Origin of the sequence: Varunaivibrio sulfuroxidans, from assembly GCF_029318635.1 — a bacterium.
GTDB classification, from domain to species: Bacteria; Pseudomonadota; Alphaproteobacteria; order Rhodospirillales; family Magnetovibrionaceae; genus Varunaivibrio; species Varunaivibrio sulfuroxidans.
This window is the reverse complement of sequence record NZ_CP119676.1, coordinates 225,136-246,735: the sequence shown is the minus strand read 5'-3', so window position 1 is coordinate 246,735 and position 21,600 is coordinate 225,136. Positions and strand designations below refer to the sequence as shown.

Genomic DNA, 21,600 nt, shown 5'->3' with positions numbered 1-21,600 from the left:
TTCGCAACGGGCGCGCTTAGGAAATGTTCCGAAGCGTCTGACCGGCTTCGGTGAACAACAAGTTGTCGGTCAAATCACCGGCCTGCGGCTTATTGCCATAAGGATCGATGGTGCCGACGGCTGTGGTGCGCACCGGGAATTTGAAGCGTTTCACTTCGCCATCGCGGAATTTAATGGTCCACATAATCGCCGTATCGGTGCGCAACGGAATACAGGCGCCGCCCATGGGCACGACATCCTGGTAAGCACGCACTTCAATCGCCTGCTGCGGGCAGGCCTTAACGCAGCACTGGCATTCCCAGCACTGTTCCGGCTCTTGGTTGAACGCCTTCATCCGGTCGGTGTCGAGCTTCATAAGGTCGTTCGGACAGATGTACATGCAGGCGGTAACCTCACCACCCTTACAACCGTCGCACTTTTCTGTATGCACAAAAGTGGGCATTACTTGTATTCTCCCTGTGTTAGACGAACTCGCATCAGGTCCGTGATCACATCAAATCATTAGGCGGGAAAGGAGTGCAACATCAAACGCAAGGAAAGCCCCCCAAGCGGGAAACCCACCAGGCGAGCAGCGTGAAAATACACCCTGCACAATCGCCCCCTTCGATTTTCGGTTGACCCGAACTGTGAATATTATTGTTCATTGATATAGCGGCATACTATGTGTGTCAAACATCTTAATTCATGAAATCGTAATTAAGCATTTGCTTAATTTATAGTGATTTTATTACGCATCGCTATGACTTGATTCAAAAGCGCAAAGCTAATGTCCACAGATGGGAGTCTCAACGTAAAGATGTCCTCCGATATCCCTCTCTTGATTGAAAGACTAATCGCCTTTCGAGATGCTCGTGAATGGCGGCAGTTTCATAGCCTGAAAGATTTGATCGCATCGGTGGGTATCGAAGCGGGCGAATTGCTGGAACTGACGCAATGGACGAAAGACGACGTCCTCGAAGATAAAGCCACCGACCCCCATTTCCGCGATCGGCTGAGCGAAGAAATGGCGGATGTCTTTATTTATCTCCTTTTGATCGGCGAGCGCACGGGGATTGACCTGATCGACGCCGCCAATCGCAAAATCGACATCAACGCACGGAAATATCCGGTCGAAAAATCTCGGGCGAACGCCAAGAAATACACGGAACTATAACCCGCCACATATACGTCCTGACCCTAGAGTTCCTCACCGAGCAGCGCGGCTATGGCGTGGCGTTTTTTAATCCGCGCCAACTCGCGAGGCGTTACGCCGTCATCGTCCGCGCACGCAGCCTCGGCGCCGGCCTGCAACAGCACCCGCACGCAAGCCTCGCAATCCGCGGCGATAGCGAAAAGAAGCGGCGTCGAACCTTCCCGATCGGCGGCGTTCGGATTCGCTCCGCAAGCCAGATACGCCCGCACGGCGTAAGCCTGTCCCTTTTTTGCCGCCTCGATAAGATTAGCCTCAAGTCCCCGCTTGCGATTGAATGAGCCATATCCAACATAGACCAGGGCGCCGTCTTCGACCCTTTGGACGGCTGGCATGTATGTTTGCCCCATCATATCGACGACGTGCGCATTCTCTCCAAAGGCGACCGCCGCAGCCTCGGCGCCTTCCATGTTGGCGTAATCGCCGACCGTTTGCATATCTGGAGAAACGACGACATAGCGCCGCGTAAGAGCCGCCATCTTTTACATCCTCTCGTTTTTATGGAGTCAAAACCTGTTGGCCCATTCTCGTTTCTCATTTTCAAAAACGATACAAAAAAAAGGGAGGGAAAGGCAACGCACGCCGCCATCCCTCCCCTAATATTTCGCGTGACGTCCCGTGTCGTCTATTTCAGAGACGCGTAATACTTCTGCAACACGCTGACCACTTCGGGCCGAGAAAACTCGGCCGGAATGTCCTCACCCGCGGACAACATCGCGCGCTGCTTGGTGCCCGAGATGCTGATCCGCTCCTCACTGCCGTGGGGACAGGTTTTCGCCGTCGCCATGCCGTAACACTTTTTGCAATAAAAGGTGATGTCGATCTTGAGCGCCTGAGTCTCCAATGCGCCATCCCAAAGGGTATCGAAAATGTGTTGGGCGTCGAAGGGGCCATAGTAATCGCCGACGCCGGCATGATCGCGCCCGACAATCAGGTGCGAACACCCGAAATTTTGCCGAATAAGTGCGTGCAACAACGCTTCGCGCGGCCCGCCATAGCGCATTTCGATGGGATAGCCCGCCTGAACCACCGTGCCGTCAACAAAATAGTTGTCGATCATCGCTTGAATGGCTTCGGTACGCACCTCGGCGGGGATATCGCCCGGCTTCAGTTTTCCCAATACCTGATGGATAAACACGCCGTCGGTCACTTCGACGGCGATCTTGGCCAGATGTTCGTGGGACCGGTGCATCGGATTGCGGGTTTGGAAGGCCGCGACTCGCGCCCAGCCTTTTTTGGAGAAGAGCGCCCGCGATTCGGCGCAGCTATAATACAATCCCTTGTATTTTTCGGGATATTCCCCCTCGCTGAGAACCGAAACCGGGCCGGCTAAATTTATGTCGGCCTGCGCCATGACCTTTTGAACGCCGGGATGTTCATCATCGGTGGTGCGATAGACGTGTTCGCATTCGAACGCCTTATCGATGGAATATTTTTCGCTGATCTGCATGACCGCCATGATTTCGCCGGTTTCGCCGTCGGTCAGGGCGACCTCTTCCTCAAGGTCGATCGAATCGGCAAGCTCGCGGCTCGCCGAAAGCGTGATCGGAATCGGCCAGAACAGGCCGTCGGCCATTTTCATATCGGCACACACGCCACGCCAGTCGGCCTCGCCCATGAAGCCGGAAAGCGGCGTATACGCACCCATCGCGAACATCAGCACGTCCGACGTCTCACGAGAAGTCATCGGCACTTTCTTCAAATTTTCGGCGCGTTTCCTTTCGGCCTCGCGCTCAACTTCGGGAAGCAATAAAGAGTTCAGCTCACCGCCGCCATGCGGCGCAACAAGTTTGGACATAAAATCCCCCTGTAACGATTTTCGCCTATAACGATTTTCGCCCGTAACTTATGGGCGAATGCTCATTTTAATTTTGTCTATTTTTGGTCGCACGACGCTTGCGCGCGACAGTCTACGGTAAAAGCAAAAGCCGTCCGCGCCCACGGTGACAACGCCAAGCCGAAAGGCGCAGGATACGGCGCTCCACAAAAGTGAAAGCTCGGATCGGGCGCCTTGTATTCACGCATATACGCCAACCGCAAACGACAACGACATCTATGCTTGTACCAAACAATCGCCGCCTTCGACCATCGCTAAATTCAAAAATGCTAATAAAACCCCGTCAACGCGTAACGCCGCCGCGCAACGCAAAATGAGTACCCAACTTTCATGGTCGGTTAAAGAACGCACCATATTTTTTTTAATTATTTGAATTAACCTTTCAACGCCGTTGGAAATACCGTTATTCTTCATCTCTCTTTTACGCTGAGCTAAAATGAGACGATCAAGCCCCTTTTCCCGGCATGGAGAAAAAATCTCTCATTTAAGAGATAATCCACCAACGTCAAGGGAATGGGGAAAATTTTATTTCGCTAATATACCTTTTTGGTGTAAGAATTCCGCACGCAATCGGAACCGTACAATCCGAATTCGACAAAAACATACCAGGTGAGGCACAATGTCCAACGGATCAGTCAACAGCCAGACCATTTTGGTCGTGGGTGGTGGTATTGCCGGCGTCAGCGCGGCCGTCGAAGCGGCGGAATCGGGTTATGAGGTCGTTCTCCTCGAAAACGCGCCGACATTGGGGGGAAGGGTCGCCAAACTCAACCGCTATTTCCCCAAACTCTGCCATCCCACTTGCGGCCTGGAAATTAATTTCCAACGTATTAAAAAGCTTAAAAATTTAAAAATCTTCACCATGTCCAGCGTCGCTCAGGTGGCCGGCGAAAAAGGAAATTTCACGGTTTCGGTGAAAACCACGCCGCGTTACGTGAAGGCCAATTGCACCGCCTGCGGGGCCTGCGCCCAGGCCGCCGAGAGCGATGTCGCCAACGCCTTCAATTACAATCTGGACACGGTCAAGGCTGCGTACCTTCCTCACGAGATGGCGTTCCCGATGCGCTACGTCATCGACCCCAGCGTGATCGGCACCCCCGAGGCCGATAAAATCAAGGCGGCTTGTTCGTATGACGCCGTCGATCTGGACGAGGTGGAGAGCACGTTCGACATCAACGTCGGGGCGATCATTTGGGCCACCGGTTGGCGACCCTACGATCCCGCCAAGATCACGCCGTATTCATATGGAGAAAGCCCCGACATCATCACCAATGTCGAGATGGAGCGCCTCGCCGCCCACGACGGACCGACCCACGGCAAGATTTTGCGCCCCTCCAACGGCGAGGCGCCGAAAAAGGTCGCGCTGATCCAATGCGCCGGTTCGCGCGATTACAACCACCTGCCCTACTGCTCGCGCATCTGTTGTCTGGGCAGCCTCAAGCATGCCGCTTACATCCGTGAGCAGTACGCCGAGAGCGAGGTCGATATCTATTACATCGATATCCGCGCCCACGACAAATTGGAAAGCTTCCACGTCAAGCTAAAGGCCGACCCCCAGGTGTCGTTCCGCAAATCGAAACCCGCCTCGATCGAGGTCGGCGACGATGGCGGCCCCATCGTCAAAGGCGAAGATACGATCACCCGCGAGGTCTACGCCCGCCCTTACGATCTGGTGGTTCTGGCCACCGGGATGGAGCCGTCGAACGCTCAGGACCGCGCGCCCGTCACCATCGAGCAGGACGAATACGGGTTCATGGTTCCTCACCAGGGGGATAAGGACGGCATGATTTCCGCGGGCGTCGCTTCGGGGCCCCTTGATGTATCCATGTCCGTGCAGTCGGCGACGGCCGCCGCGCTGAAGGCTATTCAAGCCGTCAGCTCCAACGCTTAAATGACCGTCAGCCGCACGACAGGAGGGATGAATAACTATGTCTGAAGAACGTAAAATCGGCGTCTATCTATGCAGCGGTTGCGGCATCGGCGACGCCGTCAATCTGGATACCATGGAAAGTGTCGCCACCGGTGAAATGAAAGCCGCCGGTTGCAAGCGCCACGGCGCGCTGTGCAGCGACGAAGGCGTCAAGCTGATCACGGACGACATCGCCTCGGGCGAGGCCAACTCCGTGGTGATCGCCGCCTGCTCGCCCCGCGTGATGACCGACAAATTCAATTTCGAAGGCACCTCCATGGTGCGCGCAAATATTCGCGAACAGGTCGTGTGGTCGCACCCCGCGGGCGATGAAGACACCCAGATGCTGGCCGACGATCAGGTGCGCATGGGCGTCACCCAGGCCAAGTTCATCACCTTGCCCGAAGCCTACACCGAGGGCGAGTTTTCCGAAACGGTCCTCGTCGTAGGCGGCGGATTCGTGGGTCTTACCGCGGCCCTGGAAGCGTCGAAATCCGGCCACAAGGCGATTTTGGTCGAACGCTCCGACCGTCTCGGCGGATGGGCGGCGGGCTGGTCCAAGATCATGCCCCACACACCCCCCTATCGCGAACCTCAGGACAATCCGGTCGCCGAGCTGATCAAAACGGTGGAGGCCGACGCCAACATCACCGTCATGACCGACACCGTGGTCGCCAAGACGGCGGGCATGCCGGGGCGCTTCACCGTTGACTTCAGCAAGGGCGGCGCCACCACGACCGAGACCGTCGGCGCCATCGTCGTCGCCACCGGCTGGCGGCCCTACGACGCCAATAAACTCGGCCACCTGGGCTACGGCGCATCGCCGGACGTCGTCACCAACGTCGAATTGGAAGCCATGCTCACGGCCGGCCCCGTGGCCCGTAAATCCGACGGCAAGGCGCCCAAAACGGTGGCCTTCGTACAGTGCGCCGGATCGCGCGATCCCGCCCACTTGCCCTACTGTTCTTCGGTATGCTGCGGCGCGTCGATCAAGCACGCCATTCAACTTATCGACGCCGACCCCGAAGTGATGTGCTACGTCATTTTCGATGAACTGCGCACCCCCGGCACGGCCGAGGAATTTTATCGTTCCGCCCAGGAAAAGGGCGTCATCTTCGTCAAGGGCAAGGTTTCCGGCGTCGATGATAAACTGACCGTCACCTATCACGACGATTTGCTTGGCGACGACATCCCCATGGAAGGTCTGGACATGGTCGTCCTGGCGACCGGCATGGTGCCCAATTCGACCAATGTCGAGGCCCCTACGGTGGAAATCAAGGACGAGCAAAAGGTTTATATCACCAGCGATATCAACCCCACCGCACCGATCACCGTCGCCGGATATAAGGAAGGCGTCGAGGCGCCCGCCCCGGTCGAGCGCCCCGAAGAAGCGCTTCCCGAGGGCGCGCCGATCCTCAACCTGCAGTACCGCCAGGGACCACATATCCCGATCCTCGCCGACGGTTTCTCCGACAGCCATTACATCTGTTTTCCTTATGAAACGCGGCGGACCGGAATTTACACCTGTGGGCCGGTGCGCCGCCCGATGGATATGGGCGAGGCCGGGCTGGACGCCGGCGGCGCCGTCCTGAAAGCCATTCAGGCGATTCGCAACGTTCGCGATGGCCGCTCCTTGCACCCGCGCACCGGCGACCTGTCGTTTCCCAAATTCGGCCTCGATCAATGCACCAAATGCCGGCGCTGCACGGTGGAGTGCCCATTCGGCGCCATCGATGAACGCGAAGACGACTATCCCGTCCTCAACCCGTCGCGCTGTCGGCGCTGCGGCACCTGCATGGGGGCCTGCCCTGTGCGCACCATCCGTTTCGACAATTATTCGGTCGATATGATCAACGCCATGTCGGGGTCGTGTGAAATTCCCGACGAATTTTCCGGTAAGGCCCGGATTTTGGTGCTGGCGTGCGAGAACGACGCCTACCCCGCGCTCGACATGGCGGGCATCAACCGGCACACCTATTCGGCCTATGTGCGCGTCATTCCGGTGCGTTGCCTAGGCTCGGTGAGCATGCTCAACGTTTCCGAAGGCCTGTCCAAGGGCTACGACGGCGTCATCTTGATGGGGTGTAAATCCGGCGATGACTACCAGTGTCACTTCGTCAAGGGGTCGGGTTTGGCCCAGGAACGCATGGGCAAGGTCGAGGAAACGCTAAAATCGATGATGTTGGAAAAGGAACGCGTCGAAACGATGGAAATCGCCATCTCCGACTCGGCGCTCGTCGGCAAATTAATCGACGATTTCGCCGCCAATATCGAAAGCATCGGGCTCAATCCTTTCAAGGGGTTTTAGACCATGAACGCGCTCTCCCCGGATACCAAGAAAAAGTACGACCTCAATTTCGCGCGCTGGGTTTACGAAAATGTCGATGGCGGCGACCGTCTGTCGATGTGCATGCAATGCGGCGTTTGTTCTGGATCATGCCCGATCGGCGATCAGATGGATTACGGCCCGCGCAAGCTGTTCATGATGGTGCGCGCCGGCATGAAGGAAGCGGTGCTCAAGGCGAACACCATGTTCAACTGCGTCAGTTGCTATAACTGCGTGGTGCGCTGCCCCCGTTCGGTGCCGGTTAAGTATATCCTCCACGGCTTGGGACGCCTCGCCCTCCAAGAGGGCTACGCCAAACCCAAAGAGGTTGATAATTCCCGCTTCGCCGATGCGTTCTGGTGGTCGGTCAGCAAATACGGCAAGACCGATGAGCGCTTGGTCACCGCCAAGTACTATTTTTCCGCCGGCCTCAGCGAGGGCATCAAAAGAGGCATGGGCAACATGAAAATCGCCATGGGCATGATCAAGACCAAGCGCATGCATCTGGGCATGCCCCATAAGACGAAAAAACAGGGTGAGTTGAAAGCCATTCTCGCCAAGGCCGTGGAAATCCAAAACCGCAATCATGGGGAGGGCTAAGCATGTCCAAGAAGTATACTTACTATCCCGGTTGCAGTTCCGAGGCCAGCGCCAAACACTTGGACACCTCGCTGCGCGCGATCGCTCCGAAGTTGGGCGTCGAACTGGAAGACATCGCGGACTGGAATTGCTGCGGCGCCTCGGTCGGCGAAATGGCGGCCGGTCACCTGGCCAACGCCGCCTTGTCGGCGCGCAACTTGGCCCAAGCCCGCGAACAGGGTGAACAAGACGTGATGACCCCGTGCGCGGCGTGTTATTTGAACACCCATTCCGCCAACGAGGAAATCCGGGAGAATCCCAAGCTCAAGGATGACCTCAACGAGGCCCTCGCCGCCGCCGGGAAATCCTACGACGGCGATCTTCTTGTGCGCCATGCCTGTGAAGTTTTGGTCAACGACGTCGGCCTGGACACCATCAAAGAGCAAGTCACCAACCCCCTGAAGGGCCTGAAAGTCGCCGGATACGTCGGCTGCCAAACCGTGCGCCCGTTCGCCGGAACGGACCGTGGGGGGAAGTACGACACCTACGACGATCCGGAATTCCTCGATAACTTTATCGAATCCACGGGGGCCGAGGCGGTCGAATTCGAGAACAAGACGTCATGCTGCGGCGGATCGGTTTCGGTGATGAGTCCCGACAAGACCCTGCATCTGATGAAAAAAATCCTCGAGGAAGCGGTCGCCAAGGATGCCGATTGCATCGCCACGCCGTGCCCGCTGTGCCAGACCAACGTCGAAATGTATCAGGCGGATATCAACACCAAGTTCGGCACCAATTTCAACATCCCCGTTGTTTTTTACAGCCAGTTGATGGCGGTCGCCTTCGGCATGGACGCCAACAAGGACGCCGCACTCAACCAAAACATCATCAAGGCGGAAAAATTAGCGGGCATGGCGAAGTAAAAAATCGAAGCGCCCACCCCGTTTTCATAGCCCTAAACCAGCGCCCGGCGCGGAGTCAACCGCGCCGGGCGGTTTTTTTACGCAGTTCCGCACCTTCCGCAAGATGAGGGGGCGTTTGTCATCTCGCGGTCGCCCGACATGGCGGAGACTACATGCATGGCGGAGACTACATGGCGGATGCCGACGCCGCCAACGACGGCGTCGGTGTGGGAACGGCCATATTCGCGCCCTTGCGTATCAAGGAGGCGACAAAGTTCGTTGTTGTCCCCGTACGCAGATACTGCAGAGCGCACCCGAGAGGTTTATCCTTTCCATCCGTCCCCGCGGAGGGGCATTTTGCTTCGGGCACCTTGGCTTGCACCGTATGAATTTCGCCATTTTGCGCCGAAATCGCGTGGGGAAGATCCGCCTCTCTGCGGATGACCGGTTGATCTTCCTTTTTCGCCTTGGCGACGAAATCGGCCATGGCCTTTTTTTGCTCGGCGGTCGGCAAAAGTTCGATATCCGGTTCAATTCCCAGGGCCTGGATGGTGCGCCCGGAAGGAACGTAATAAAGCGCCGTCGTCAACCGCAGGCCCCCGCCCAAGGGCAGCGGCGTGATCGTCTGCACCGACCCCTTGCCGAAGGAACGCGACCCCATGATCACCGCCCGATGGCGGTCCTGCAAGGCGCCCGCCACGATTTCCGAGGCCGAGGCCGAACCACCGTTGATAAGCACCACCATCGGCACGCCATGGGTCATATCGCCATCGTGGGAATCATAGTTGCGCACGTCTCCCGAATCGCGCCCCCGCACACTGACCACAAGGCCCTTTTTCAAGAAGACATCGGCCAAAATGACCGACTGCTCGAGCAACCCTCCGGGATTGTTGCGCAAATCAAGAACGACACCCTTCAGGCGCGGCCCCAGTTTGGTGCGAAAATCCGACATCGCAGACATGATCCCGTCTTTGACCTGTTCGGAAAAACTGATCACGCGGATATACCCGATATTTCCTTCGATGCGCCAACGCACCGATTTTTCGGAAATGACCGCCCGGGTGATTGTGACATCGAACGGCTTCGTTTCCTTGCGGCGGATCGTCAGGCGAATATGGCTTCCGGGTTTTCCGCGCATCAGATGGACGGCCTGCATCAAGGTCTTGCCCTTCACGGGATCGCCGTTGATGGCCACAATGAGATCACCGGCCTTGACGCCGGCCAGATACGCCGGCGTGTCCTCGATCGGAGAGATGACTTTAACCTCTCCTTTCTCCATGGTCACGGTAATGCCCAGCCCGCCGAATTCTCCCCGGGTTATAACCTGCATGTCTTGATATTCCTGGGGGTTGAGGTATGACGAATGCGGGTCAAGTGACGCCAGCATGGCGTTCAATCCCGCCTCGACGACCTTTTGCGGAGCCAAGGTCCCGGGTTTCCCCTTCATTTTTTTCACCCCTTCGATCGCCGCGTCGGCCATCTTCACGGGGTCGAGCGGGCGCACGTAATAGGCATCGACGCGCATGAAGGCATCGGAAAACTGTCTGCGTTGACGATCGTAATTCGGATCGGTGGGGTTGGCGTAGTGAGCGTAAACTTTATCGAAACGCCGAATGTCCCCCTTCTCGCCGGGACTGTCGAGCGCCGGTTCGTCGTCGAAGATATTCAGAACCTGCGCGATAGGCGAGCCGGAATCCTGCGTGCATCCATTTAAGGATTGCAGCAAAACAAGGCCCAACGCGCCACCAATCAACAGTGTCGCCATTGAAGAGAAACGCTTCATCCGTCCTGGGTGATCCTTTCGATCAATTCTCCAAGCACACGCTTGGCGTCGTCATTATCTATCTGGCATGTTCCGGCATTTTCGTGGCCGCCGCCGCCATATTCAAGCATCAAAGCGCCGATGTTCGTGCGCGAGGTCCGGTTGATGATCGATTTTCCGACGGCATAGACAGTATTTAGCTTATTCAATCCCCAAATTTCATGGATGGAGATATTGATCTGCGGGTACATCGCATAGACCATGAACCTGTTTACGGCATAAATAACATCTTCCTGCCGCAGATCGATCACGGCGAGGTTACCGTGCAGCGTCGTGCAACGGCGGATTTGCGCCTTCGCCTGTTCCTGGTGGGACAGATACAGATCGACGCGTTCCTTGACATCGGGGAGAATTAAAATCTCCTCAATCGTATGATTGCGGCAATAATCGATCAATTGCATCATTAACGTATAATTGGAAACGCGGAATTCCTTGAAGCGCCCTAGGCCGGTTCGGGAATCCATGATGAAGTTAAGCAGCACCCAGTCGGTGGGATCGAGTATTTCCTGCTCGCTAAATTGCGCGGAATCGGCCTTATCGACCGCGTCCATCATCTCGACCGAAACGTTTTTGAATTCCTGGCGCCCACCATAATAATCATAAACGACCCGCGCCGCCGAAGGGGCCTCGGGATCGATCACGTGATTGGGGGCGACATCGTCCAGGCGGATGGTTTCGCTCATATGATGATCAAAAGCGATGTGCACTCCCTTGACATAGGGCAGGTTTGTCGTGATGTCGTTATCGGAGATCAGGATCGTGCCATCCTGCATATCCTTGGGATGAACAAACTTGATATCCTCGATCAGATCCATTTCCTTAAGCAACACGGCGCAAACCAGACCGTCGAAGTCGCTTCGCGTCACCAATCGAAATTTCTTCTGTTTATCCATCTGTACGCCCATCAGTCGATCATCCCTCTGAGTTAATTATCGCGGGACGACTTCGGTTCTCGCCACCCGCGCGCCGTCGCCGCGCAAACACCCCACCACATCAACGCCACCCGTTATTGTATCGGAATTTTCAAGATGGCGGCAAGTCAGATAACGTTCTGTTTTCAGGAGTCTTTTTTTACCTTGTCACGGAAGACGTTCACCCTTTCGCACCATTCCCCCGCCTGTGGAGAAAACGAGAAACGGATCGATCCTGTTTTTTCCTGTCTTTACCTCTTCGTATCGAGAAAGGAAAACGCCCCCGCCTCCGCGCAGCAGCAAAGGGTGTCGTCTACGTAAATAAGAACGAAAGGAGTCAAATTTAAGGCTCAATTTCAAGCTTTCGGCCCATTAAATCTCCCCTCTATCGATAATCGCGCGCACGTAGGCTCCGCATCGGAACATAAAAACAACCGCCTGGGGAAACGAATATCCCTCACGCCACCGTTCGGGTTTCGTGACAAACCCAGATCGCCAGGGAAAACAAAATCACGGCGCCCGCTTGATGAAGGCTCGCCAAGGGGGTCGGCACGACCAACAGTAACGTCGATACTCCCAATGCGGCCTGAACCAGAACCATTCCCGTAAAAAGGGTAACCGCCCGCCGTGCCCGAGGAGCCAAAACCGCTTTGCGCGCAAAAAAACCAAATATCAAAACCAGAAGAAAGGTGCTTTCGGCCAAGATTCGATGATCGAACTGCACGGTGGTGATATCTTCGAAGACGCTCAGATAGGCCGGCGTGTAGGCGAAGACGTCGGCGGGAATGAACTTACCTTCCATAAAGGGAAAGGTATTGTATGCGAACCCAGCGTCAAGGCCCGCGACAAAAGCCCCCGACAACGCGGTCAGGAAAATAAGTCCTGCGAGCGCGCGCGCGGCGAGCCGCTGTTTTCGCGGTGAAAAACCGCCCCGACCGGCCCGAAGAGGCGTCCGCTCCGGCCTGGGAAACAGAGCGCCCAACGCCGTCCAAATCAAGGCGGCGATAATTATCAAGGCCAGCGCCAAGTGTGCCGCCAAACGGTACTGACTGACATCGGGACGATCGATCAGGCCACTTTTGACCATGTACCACCCCATTAGCCCCTGCGCCGCCCCCAGCGCGAACAGCCCCGCCAAGCGCCAGCCCAACGCGCGATCGACCCACTTTCGCGCAAGAAAAAAAATGAAGGGAAGGAAAAACACGAGGCCGATCAGCCGCCCCCAAACCCGATGGATGAATTCCAACCAGAAAATAGACTGAAACCCGGAAAGGTCCATGGCGTGGTTGATTTTCTGAAATTCTGGGAAGCGCCGGTAGTCTTCGAAAAGAGCGCGCCAATCGGCGTGGCTGGTGGGGGGCCACCACCCGGTCAGAGGTTTCCATTCGACCATCGACAGGCCGGAATGGGTCAATCGAGTCAGTCCGCCAATAACCACCATGACGAAAACCATGGCGGCCACGGTAAAAAGCCAGCCCGCGATGATCTTACGGCGGTGCGCCGACGACGCCACCCCGTGATGAAACATCACCACCGTGGCGTCGGACGAAAAAGACATCACACGTCCCCCCTTACAGATCGAAGCCCCCTTACAGATTGGATATGGCGTGCGGCGCGGAGCCGCTTCCTGGGGCCCATCCGATTTTTCTTCATTCGCTCGCCCCTCCCCCCCTCTTTCGCGCGCCTCCCAAAGGAATTGCCCAGGAGCCGCCCCGCCTCCGGCTAATCTTGATTGGCCTTTGCGCGGCCCGCCCAATCGGCGAGAATATCCGCAATTTTGGCGGCGGTTTCAAAATCGAGTTCCAAATCGGTAAAGCGCTTACCCTCTTTGATGCGCATCAATATGGTCGTAAATCCGCCATCGTACATTTTCTCGCTAAACGTCAGGTGCTTGTTCCATGGGGCTTGAATTTCCTCAAGGAACGGAACGCTCGGCGTGGAAGAAGGCAATGTGTCGCTCACCGGACAGTCTCCTTTTTTCTTTATTCAAATTCAAGAAACGTACTTATTCAAGAGGCAAGTTCGGCGTAAACCTCTTTTACACCGGTCCCCGAGATACGATCGAAGTAGCGCGCCCGCAAATACAGGCGCCCCGGCGCACCATCCTCGGGATCCTGGAACCCTGTCCGATTGTGCAGGACATTGTTGCACACCAGCCCCTGGCCGGCGGCCATTCGATGTTGAAAAATATAGGGTTTTCCATCTTCCAGCAATGCGTTCAAAAACGCCACCGCCTCCCGAGTCACGGCGTCGTCACGCCAGATAATATTGCGCTGGCGGGCGCTGAAGCGCATGTGCAAAGTCGCGGTCTTGGCGTCCAAGGAAAAAACAGGCCCCGTGCTGATAGCGCGAATTTCCTGTCCGTTGCGTTCATCTTGATTGGGGGGAATGTGCATCGCCTCGGGATGGGCCAGCGCACGGATGTAGTCGGGGTTGGCTTCACGCATCAACAGATAAGCCATCTCGGGATCGTATAGGGCGCTTTCTCCGCCGCTTTGAGACGGTCGAACGCAATGAAGAACCATACCGCGAATCTGCCTGTCCGGCGTGTTGTAGTATCCATCGACATGCCAACTGATCGGCCGATTGGTATAGGGAATGTACCGCGCCCGCGCGCCTTCGCCGTTGTGAACATCGTGCAGAGGGGTGATCGCGTCCGTGTCGGCGCACAGGTTGGCGTCCAACCGCTGCAAACCAAACCGCCGCCCCAATGCGCGCACGAATTTTTTTGATCCCTCCTCTTCGTCCAGGGGGTTCGCGCAAACATACACCGCCATATTGGCGCGCTTCAGACGGTCCATGAGCGCCGCAACTTCTTTGTCCGAGGGTTGGTTCGGATCGGTGATCTCGACGACAAGATCGGATGTTTGCCTTGGAAAAGACGCTCTTTTGTAATCGCGCCACCGTTCGAAATCTTCCTCGCGCTCAAGATCGAACGGGTTGAAGGCGTTTCCCTTGCGCGACAAAGATGAAAAACCGGACTCCACAATTGTAGAAATTGATGACATCATAAAACCACAGTCCTGATTGAAAGTTATTTGAATAAAAGACGCCCAAGCGCCGCAGATGGGTGGGGGGAAGTTGATATGCCCCCCCCGCGAACGAACAAATGGGCGATACGAATGGTCGATTCACAATGAATGCACACAACCTGCACACAGATAGGAATAATTCAAAGGTTTTTTTGCCCTAATCTTTCCTAAGAACACCATGAATTTAAAAGAAAATTTCTTTTCCTACACAAATTTGTAGATTCAGTTGGACATATTAGATTACAGTAATATAAATTTATTCGACCGGACAGAGCAATATCCGGCTAAAATTCCGGCGGTAAGACCGGGCACGATAGATAACAATGAGTCGCATACAGGTCGTGGCTTTACGGGGAAACTCCCCCTTATTATTTTTTTTAGGTCCGGCATGCCGACCTAAACCTACGCGAGGCCTCCAGGGCGCCGTACTGAGTCGCAGGGTCGACCGGTTCCCGGGGAACAACCCAATGATTCGAGGGTTGGGGCTTTGGCGTGTGGGTTATGGCGTGCCGGTTCGGTAGTGCCCAATGTGGGCATCGTTCATGGCGTTGATTCTTTGCGCTTCACGCGGGAAACGCCCGAATAAAATTAGACTCTGCGGAGGTTGATCAATGGCTAACAAACCAAACACCCCCATGCTGGACCAGCTCGAAGGCGGCCCGTGGCCGAGCTTCGTTACCGGACTAAAGCGTCTGGCCGACGATGAGGGGAAGTCTCATGCGCCGATCATGAAAAGTCTTCTCGGGCAGCTTGAGCATTCTTACGAGACTCGCAAGGGCTACTGGAAAGGCGGCACCATCGGTGTGCGCGGCTACGGCGCCGGCGTCATTCCTCGTTTCTCGGAAGTAGCCGGCGATTATCCGGAAAGTTCCGAGTTTCATACCCTGCGCATCATGCCGCCCGCCGGGATGCACTACGACACCGCGATTTTGCGTAAAATGTGCGATATCTGGGAAAAGCACGGTTCGGGCTTGATCGCCTTTCACGGTCAGTCCGGGGACATTATGTTCCAGGGCTGCGACAGCGAAAACGTGCAGACCTCGTTTGACGCCCTCAACGAGCTGGGCTTCGACCTGGGCGGCGCGGGCGCCGGCGTACGCACCTCGATGAGCTGTGTCGGCGCGGCGCGCTGCGAACAGTCCTGCTTCGACGAAGCCAAGGCGCTGCGCATGGTGATCAACAACATGCTCGACGACATGCATCGCCCTTCGCTGCCTTACAAATTCAAAGCGAAGTTTTCCGGTTGCGGCAACGACTGCGTCAACGCCACCCACCGTTCCGATTTCGCGGTTCTGGGCACCTGGGCCGACGACATCAAGGTTAACCAGGACGAAGTCAAAAAATACGTCGCCACCTTGGGCCGCAAAGGCGTCAACGATCAGGTCGTCAACATGTGCCCGACCCGGGCGTTGAGCCTCAACGACGACGATACTCTGGAAATCGACAATAAAAGCTGCGTACGCTGCATGCATTGTATCAACGTGATGACCAAGGCGTTGTCTCCGGGCGATGAAAAGGGTGTCACCATCCTTGCCGGCGGCAAGCGCACCTTGAAAATCGGTGACCTGATGGGCACCGTGATCGTCCCTTTCCATCGCATGGAAACCGAGGAGGATTACGAGTGGCTGGTCGAACTGTCCGAAACCGTCCTCGAGTTTTTCGCCGAGAATGCGCTCGAACATGAACGCACGGGCGAAATGATCGAACGCATCGGAATGATTAATTTCCTTGATGGGATCGGTTTGGATGTCGATCCGAACATGGTCAGCCACCCGCGCACCAGTTCTTACATCCGCATGGATGGCTGGGACGACGAGGTGACGAAATGGAACAGCCGTCACGGCGCTGCCGCTGCGGAATAGTTCGCCCTCTTCGCTTAATGCTTTTAAGCGGCTTGATATCGTGCGAGGCGGGTCCGGTTTACCCGGACCCGGCCGAGCGCAACGCTAGATTTTTGTTGGAGGAATAATTCAATGAGTGAGGCCCAAGCAGCCCCGCGTATGCCGGACGAATGCGGTGTACCCGATCCACAACAGTATATGCATCCGACGCTCAAGAAAAACTACGGCGCCTGGGATTGGCACGATCGTCCGCGGGTTGGTGTTTTGCATCATGTCGCCAAAAGTGGCGACGAAGTCTGGACCGTCAAGGCCGGCACCCAGCGCCAAATGGATGTCCACACGATCCGCAAACTCTGTGATATCGCCGACGAATTCGCCGATGGGCACGTCCGTTTTACGACGCGCTCCAACATCGAGTACATCGTCGCCGATCAATCCAAGGTCGATCCCCTGATCAAAAAACTCGAAGGCGAGGGCTTTCCCGTCGGCGGTACGGGGAATTCGGTTTCGATGATTTCCCATACCCAAGGTTGGCTGCACTGCGATATTCCGGCCACCGATGCGTCCGGTGTGGTTAAGTCGTTGATGGATGAGCTTTATCAAGAGTTCACCAACGAACAGATGCCCAACAGGGTCAAAATCACCACTTCGTGTTGCCAAATCAACTGCGGCGGCCAGGGTGATATCGCGATCAATATCCAGCACACCAAACCGCCCGTGATCAACCACGACCTCGTCGCCAACGTTTGCGAACGACCCGCCGTCGTGGCGCGTTGCCCCGTGGCGGCGATCCGCCCGGCCCTGGTCAACGGCAAGCCCTCGTTGGAAGTCGATGAAAAGAAATGCGTGTGCTGCGGCGCCTGCTATCCGCCCTGCCCACCGATGCAAATCAACGATGCGGAAAACTCCAAACTGGCGATTTGGGTCGGCGGCAAGCACTCGTCCACCCGCTCCAAGCCTTCGTTCCACAAGCTCGTCGTCGCGGGTCTTCCCAACACCCCCCCGCGTTGGCCGGAAGTTTCCAAGACCGTGATGAAAATTCTTCACGCCTACAAGGAGGACGGACGGGCCTGGGAGCGCATGAACGAGTGGATCGACCGCATTGGTTGGCCTCGGTTCTTTGAACTGACCGGGTTGCCGTTCACCAAATACCACATCGAAGATTGGCGTGGTGGTCGGAACTCACTCAATGCATCGAACCACGTCCATTTCTAGGACGCTGTCGCGAGGTATCTACCGGAGGGGCCGTCTGGGATGGCTCCTCCCCTACCTACCAAACGGAGTTGTTAATGAAATTCGGTATTTTAATAAACGAGGGTCCTTTTACGCATCAGGCATCCGATTCCGCTTATCACTTCACCAAAGCGGCGCTTGAAAAAGGTCACGAGGTTCCCCGCGTTTTTTTCTATTACGACGGCGTCAATAACGCGAATAAGTTTTCCGCCCCCCAAGCCGATGACCGCAACTTGGTCAAGTTGTGGGGAGAGATGGCAAGCCAACACAACGTGGATCTCGTGGTGTGCGTCGCCGCCGGCATGCGCAGGGGCATAACCGAGGACAGCCTCGCCGAGGGATTTCGGATCTCGGGTCTGGGGCAGTTGGTTGAAGCCGGTATTGGGTGCGATCGCCTCATGATGTTTGGCGATTAAAGGGACGGGAATCAGAAAAATGGCTGAATACGTATTTGAGACAGAAGGCGTAAAGAAGACCTTCACGTTCCTCAACCGCAAGGCGCCCTACGGCACGATTTATGCGCTTGAGGTGCTTGAGACGGTACTGATTTCCGCGGCTTTCGAGCAGCACGCCAATATTGTTTTCGTCGATGACGGCGTCTATCAGATCAAGAAGGATCAAGATACCGCCGCCATCAATATGAAAAATTTCTCACCGACCTACGGCATCATCGAAATGGAAAAAGAAGATGCCGATGAAGATGAGGATATGGATATGGTTTGGCGCATCATCGTCGAAAAAGAATCGATGGAAGCGCGCGGTTTGAGCCCCGATGACTTCAAAGTTGAGGTCGAGGTTTTATCCAGCGCCGAACTTGCCGACGTTCTCGAACAATCCGATGTCGTTATCGGCGGATAAGGGGGAGTCCACCAATGTTTCACACCATCAATAAGTCGCCCTTCGAACGCAATTCCCTGGACACCTGCTTACGTCTTTCGAAAAAGGGCAGCGCGATTTTACTTTTTGAAGACGGCGTCTATGCGGCGCTCAAGGGCACCCAGGTTAGCGCCAAGGTTGAAGGCGCGGTTGGGGAGCACCCGATTTTTGTTCTCGGCCCCGATCTTAAGGCCCGGGGACTTTCGGAAGATCACGTTATCGAGGGCGTCAGCGTTGTCGATTACGGTGGGTTCGTCGATTTAGCCGCCGAGCATGGCGCCGTAAACGCCTGGCTTTAAGGCGCCCCCGTACCTTAATGCCCATCCCTCTAGGGGGGGTAAACCCAGTGGCGGTCCTGGCGTACGGGAACGCCAGGCCACCATAGAACTCAGGAGAAAGAAAATGGCTGCATACACCGTAGACGGCAAGGATTACGAGCACGATGAGGAGGGTTACATCCTTGACGTCAACGACTGGAACTCTGACCTCGCCAAGACCATCGCCGACGCCGAAGGCTTGGACATGACCGACGAGCACTGGGAAGTGGTCAACTTCCTGCGTGAATATTACAGCGAATACCAGATCGCCCCTGCCGTGCGCGTTCTCGTCAAGGCCGTTAAGAAAAAATTAGGCGCGGATAAGGGTTCGAACAAGTATCTCTACGAGTTGTTCCCTTACGGCCCCGCCAAACAGGCTTGCAAAATCGCCGGCCTGCCCAAGCCGACCGGCTGCGTCTAAGACGCGCCAAGTCTGGCCCTGTGGGGGAGAGCGTGACCTCTCCCCCAGAGTTTCCCTGTTGGTTTTTGTTTTAAGGACGTTGGTGAGATGTCGCTCCTAACGGTAATTTACGCCCTGGCTTTTTATTTTGCGGTGGCCCTCTTCGTTATCGGTCTGGCCGTGCGGATCCGCCTCTATGCGGTAACGCCCGCCCCGCTCAAAATTCCGGTCATGCCCGCGCCTTTGACCAAAACCGGCGTGGTGTTCCGTCTGGCCCGCGAAGTGACCTTTTTTGAAAGTTTATTTAAATCCAACAAATGGACATGGATTTTCGCCATTTTATTTCATGCCGGCCTGCTTTTGGTGTTCGCCCGCCACTTGCGTTATTTCACCCAGCCGGTCTGGGAATGGGTCGTTCTCGTTCAACCGTTCGGTATCTATGGCGGTATGGCCATGGTGGCGGGCTTGCTAGGGTTATGGGGACGCCGCATTGTGGTCGAAAGGGTACGCTATATCACGAACCCTTCTGATCATTTGATGCTGGCGCTTCTGGCGTTGATCGGGGCTTCCGGTCTGTCGATGAAATTTTTCGCCCACACCGACATCATCTCGGTTAAGGCGTTTTGCCTCGGCCTGCTGCGCTTTGATTGGCAACCTCTGCCGGCCGACGCGCCTTTGCTCATCCATTTGGGAGCGGTGATCGTTCTTTTCATCGTCTTCCCCTTCAGCAAGTTGCTGCACGCTCCCGGGGTCTTCTTCGCCCCGTCGCGCAATCAAGTTGACGACGCCAGGGATAAACGTCACTTGGCGGCATGGGCGGCGCCGATGGACGCCCAACGTGACGCTTAGTCCAACGTCCTGAGGGGACATGCGATTTCATTCAATATCGGCGAGGTATGAGACGTGGCTGATCAAAAATTAAAAGCTCCTGAATATCGGGAATTCCGGGAAATACCGGCGATTCATGAAGGGGCGATGAAACATTCCCAGCAGTATCGGGCCAAGCCCGAGCACCAGGAAAAATTGGGATTTCCCGGGGATCTTGTCGATAATTGGCAGCAAAAAGCCGTCGAAAAAATGGGCGATTTGCTGAATAAAAATCGCGCCCTGAGGGTCTATATGGACGCCTGCGTAAAGTGTGGCGCGTGCACCGATAAGTGCCATTATTTCCTGGGTACCGGCGACCCCAAGAATATGCCGGTAGCGCGCCAGGATTTGTTCCGCCAGGTTTATCGCCGCCACTTTACGATCAGCGGCAAGTTGTTTCCCGGATTGGTCGGCGCCAAGGATTTCGACGACGAGGTTCTCGACGACTGGTACAAATATTTCCATCAGTGTTCCCAATGCCGCCGCTGCTCGGTGTTCTGCCCTTACGGCATCGACACCGCCGAGGTCTCCATGGCCGCCCGCGACGTGATGGACCATATCGGTATCGGCACCAAGTACACCAATGAAATCCTCGGCAAGGTCCACGACATCGGCAACAACTTGGGGCTGCCGCAGGCGGCGCTGATCAATACCATGGAAGGACTGGAGGAAGACGTCGAAGAAGATACCGGCGTCGCCGTCAAGTACCCGGTCGATCAGAAAGGCGCCGACGTTCTTCTGATCACTCCGTCCGCCGACTTTTTCGCCGAACCCCATGTCGATGGCCTAATCGGCTACGGCAAGGTGTTCCACCAAGCCGGTATCAGTTGGACAACCAGCTCCTACGCCTCCGAAGCGGCCAACTTCGCCATGTTCATCGGCTCGTACGAGCAGATGCACAAGGTCGCCAACCGCATCCGTAAAGCGGCGTTGGATCTTGGCGCGAAGCGGATTATTTTCGGGGAATGCGGCCATGCCTGGCGCGTCGCCTACAGTTTCTTGAATACGCTGGCCGGGCCGTGGGATTTTCTCGATCCCAAATACCCGGTGCCCCAGCATATTCTCGAATTCACCTACGATCTGATGCAGCGCGGCGCGCTGAACCTCGATCCCACCGCCAACGACGACAAGGTCGTGACGTTCCACGATTCATGCAACGTCGCCCGCGCCTCGCGCATGGGGGATGTTCCCGGCGGCCAATTCGAAATTCCGCGCAACGTCATCAAGACCGTCGTCAACAAATTCGTCGAGATGGACCCGGAAACGACCCGGGAAAAGACGTTTTGCTGCGGCGGCGGCGGCGGCCTGTTAACCGATGATATCATGGAACTGCGCGTCAAGGGCGCCCTGCCCCGCATGGAAGCGCTGCAGAACGTGGTCGATAACTTCGGCGTCACCCACATGGCGGCGATTTGCGCCATTTGCAAAAGTCAATTTACCAAAGTCATGCCGTATTACGGATTCTCGATGGACATGATTAACAGCGTGCACCAGTTGGTGGGCGACGCGATCCTGTTGGGCACAAAAGAATAGGGATAACCGAAGGGCCGGTCACAAAG

22 protein-coding genes are annotated in these 21,600 nt (G+C 56.0%); 13 read left to right on the top strand and 9 right to left on the bottom strand.

From position 1 onward, the window contains the following. Positions 1 to 16: 16 nt before the first annotated feature. Positions 17 to 442 (bottom strand): adenylyl-sulfate reductase subunit beta, encoded by a 426-nt coding sequence (gene aprB, locus P3M64_RS01125; RefSeq protein ID WP_132940007.1) that lies wholly within the window; start codon positions 440 to 442, stop codon positions 17 to 19. Positions 443 to 796: 354 nt separating this feature from the next. Between aprB and P3M64_RS01120 the strand changes: the two genes are divergently transcribed. Continuing rightward, the gene (locus P3M64_RS01120; protein WP_132940008.1) at positions 797 to 1,153 is read left to right on the top strand and encodes a nucleotide pyrophosphohydrolase; all 357 of its coding nucleotides are present in this window, start codon (positions 797 to 799) and stop codon (positions 1,151 to 1,153) included. 23 nt (positions 1,154 to 1,176) lie between these two features. Here P3M64_RS01120 and P3M64_RS01115 read toward each other — a convergent pair whose 3' ends face one another. From P3M64_RS01115 to P3M64_RS01105, 3 genes are all read right to left on the bottom strand, one after another. Beyond that, on the bottom strand, positions 1,177 to 1,668 hold the full coding sequence (locus tag P3M64_RS01115) for an ankyrin repeat domain-containing protein (protein WP_132940009.1): 492 nt from the start codon (positions 1,666 to 1,668) through the stop codon (positions 1,177 to 1,179). Between the two features lie 146 nt (positions 1,669 to 1,814). Further along, complete coding sequence (sat, locus tag P3M64_RS01110) at positions 1,815 to 2,987, bottom strand: sulfate adenylyltransferase (RefSeq protein WP_132940010.1); 1,173 nt, start codon at positions 2,985 to 2,987, stop codon at positions 1,815 to 1,817. A gap of 255 nt (positions 2,988 to 3,242) precedes the next feature. After that, entirely contained in the window at positions 3,243 to 3,440 is a 198-nt protein-coding gene (locus P3M64_RS01105; RefSeq protein WP_132940011.1) for a hypothetical protein, read from the bottom strand. A 205-nt stretch (positions 3,441 to 3,645) separates the two neighbouring features. Here P3M64_RS01105 and P3M64_RS01100 point away from each other — a divergent pair, with 205 nt between their 5' ends. From P3M64_RS01100 to P3M64_RS01085, 4 genes are read left to right on the top strand one after another with little or no spacing between them, the layout of a single operon-like run. Next, positions 3,646 to 4,917 (top strand): CoB--CoM heterodisulfide reductase iron-sulfur subunit A family protein, encoded by a 1,272-nt coding sequence (locus P3M64_RS01100; protein ID WP_132940012.1) that lies wholly within the window; start codon positions 3,646 to 3,648, stop codon positions 4,915 to 4,917. 37 nt (positions 4,918 to 4,954) lie between these two features. Continuing rightward, a complete protein-coding gene (locus P3M64_RS01095; protein ID WP_132940013.1) occupies positions 4,955 to 7,243 on the top strand; it encodes an FAD-dependent oxidoreductase in 2,289 nt (762 codons plus the stop codon). A gap of 3 nt (positions 7,244 to 7,246) precedes the next feature. Next, entirely contained in the window at positions 7,247 to 7,861 is a 615-nt protein-coding gene (locus P3M64_RS01090) for a 4Fe-4S dicluster domain-containing protein (RefSeq protein WP_132940014.1), read from the top strand. A gap of 2 nt (positions 7,862 to 7,863) precedes the next feature. Beyond that, entirely contained in the window at positions 7,864 to 8,763 is a 900-nt protein-coding gene (locus tag P3M64_RS01085) for a CoB--CoM heterodisulfide reductase iron-sulfur subunit B family protein (protein WP_132940015.1), read from the top strand. Positions 8,764 to 8,929: 166 nt separating this feature from the next. On the opposite strand, the gene P3M64_RS01080 is transcribed toward P3M64_RS01085, so the two are convergent. The 5 genes from P3M64_RS01080 to P3M64_RS01060 all read right to left on the bottom strand — a co-directional run bounded on the left by P3M64_RS01080 (position 8,930) and on the right by P3M64_RS01060 (position 14,486). Continuing rightward, the gene (locus tag P3M64_RS01080; protein WP_243644868.1) at positions 8,930 to 10,525 is read right to left on the bottom strand and encodes a S41 family peptidase; all 1,596 of its coding nucleotides are present in this window, start codon (positions 10,523 to 10,525) and stop codon (positions 8,930 to 8,932) included. After that, positions 10,522 to 11,457, bottom strand: coding sequence for a DHH family phosphoesterase (locus P3M64_RS01075; RefSeq protein ID WP_132940016.1), 936 nt, complete (start codon positions 11,455 to 11,457; stop codon positions 10,522 to 10,524). The genes P3M64_RS01080 and P3M64_RS01075 overlap by 4 nt, the downstream gene beginning before the upstream one ends. Before the next feature lie 475 nt (positions 11,458 to 11,932). Next, positions 11,933 to 13,033 (bottom strand): COX15/CtaA family protein, encoded by a 1,101-nt coding sequence (locus P3M64_RS01070; protein ID WP_243644870.1) that lies wholly within the window; start codon positions 13,031 to 13,033, stop codon positions 11,933 to 11,935. A gap of 164 nt (positions 13,034 to 13,197) precedes the next feature. Beyond that, positions 13,198 to 13,437, bottom strand: a complete 240-nt coding sequence (locus P3M64_RS01065; RefSeq protein ID WP_132940017.1) for a DUF6967 family protein — start codon at positions 13,435 to 13,437, stop codon at positions 13,198 to 13,200. Between the two features lie 47 nt (positions 13,438 to 13,484). After that, positions 13,485 to 14,486 (bottom strand): TauD/TfdA family dioxygenase, encoded by a 1,002-nt coding sequence (locus P3M64_RS01060; RefSeq protein ID WP_207893213.1) that lies wholly within the window; start codon positions 14,484 to 14,486, stop codon positions 13,485 to 13,487. Positions 14,487 to 15,118: 632 nt separating this feature from the next. Here P3M64_RS01060 and dsrA point away from each other — a divergent pair. The 8 genes from dsrA to dsrK all read left to right on the top strand — a co-directional run bounded on the left by dsrA (position 15,119) and on the right by dsrK (position 21,574). Continuing rightward, on the top strand, positions 15,119 to 16,369 hold the full coding sequence (gene dsrA / locus P3M64_RS01055) for a dissimilatory-type sulfite reductase subunit alpha (protein WP_132940018.1): 1,251 nt from the start codon (positions 15,119 to 15,121) through the stop codon (positions 16,367 to 16,369). A 111-nt stretch (positions 16,370 to 16,480) separates the two neighbouring features. Further along, positions 16,481 to 17,563, top strand: coding sequence for a dissimilatory-type sulfite reductase subunit beta (dsrB, locus tag P3M64_RS01050; protein WP_132940019.1), 1,083 nt, complete (start codon positions 16,481 to 16,483; stop codon positions 17,561 to 17,563). Between the two features lie 74 nt (positions 17,564 to 17,637). Next, positions 17,638 to 17,997 (top strand): sulfurtransferase complex subunit TusD, encoded by a 360-nt coding sequence (tusD, locus tag P3M64_RS01045; protein ID WP_132940020.1) that lies wholly within the window; start codon positions 17,638 to 17,640, stop codon positions 17,995 to 17,997. Between the two features lie 19 nt (positions 17,998 to 18,016). Further along, positions 18,017 to 18,439 (top strand): DsrE family protein, encoded by a 423-nt coding sequence (locus P3M64_RS01040; protein WP_132940021.1) that lies wholly within the window; start codon positions 18,017 to 18,019, stop codon positions 18,437 to 18,439. A gap of 14 nt (positions 18,440 to 18,453) precedes the next feature. Then, the gene (tusB, locus tag P3M64_RS01035) at positions 18,454 to 18,756 is read left to right on the top strand and encodes a sulfurtransferase complex subunit TusB (RefSeq protein WP_132940022.1); all 303 of its coding nucleotides are present in this window, start codon (positions 18,454 to 18,456) and stop codon (positions 18,754 to 18,756) included. 103 nt (positions 18,757 to 18,859) lie between these two features. Then, positions 18,860 to 19,195, top strand: coding sequence for a TusE/DsrC/DsvC family sulfur relay protein (locus tag P3M64_RS01030; protein ID WP_132940023.1), 336 nt, complete (start codon positions 18,860 to 18,862; stop codon positions 19,193 to 19,195). Positions 19,196 to 19,282: 87 nt separating this feature from the next. Then, positions 19,283 to 20,023, top strand: a complete 741-nt coding sequence (locus P3M64_RS01025; protein WP_132940024.1) for a respiratory nitrate reductase subunit gamma — start codon at positions 19,283 to 19,285, stop codon at positions 20,021 to 20,023. Positions 20,024 to 20,149: 126 nt separating this feature from the next. After that, positions 20,150 to 21,574, top strand: a complete 1,425-nt coding sequence (dsrK, locus tag P3M64_RS01020; protein WP_207893214.1) for a sulfate reduction electron transfer complex DsrMKJOP subunit DsrK — start codon at positions 20,150 to 20,152, stop codon at positions 21,572 to 21,574. Positions 21,575 to 21,600: the final 26 nt, after the last annotated feature.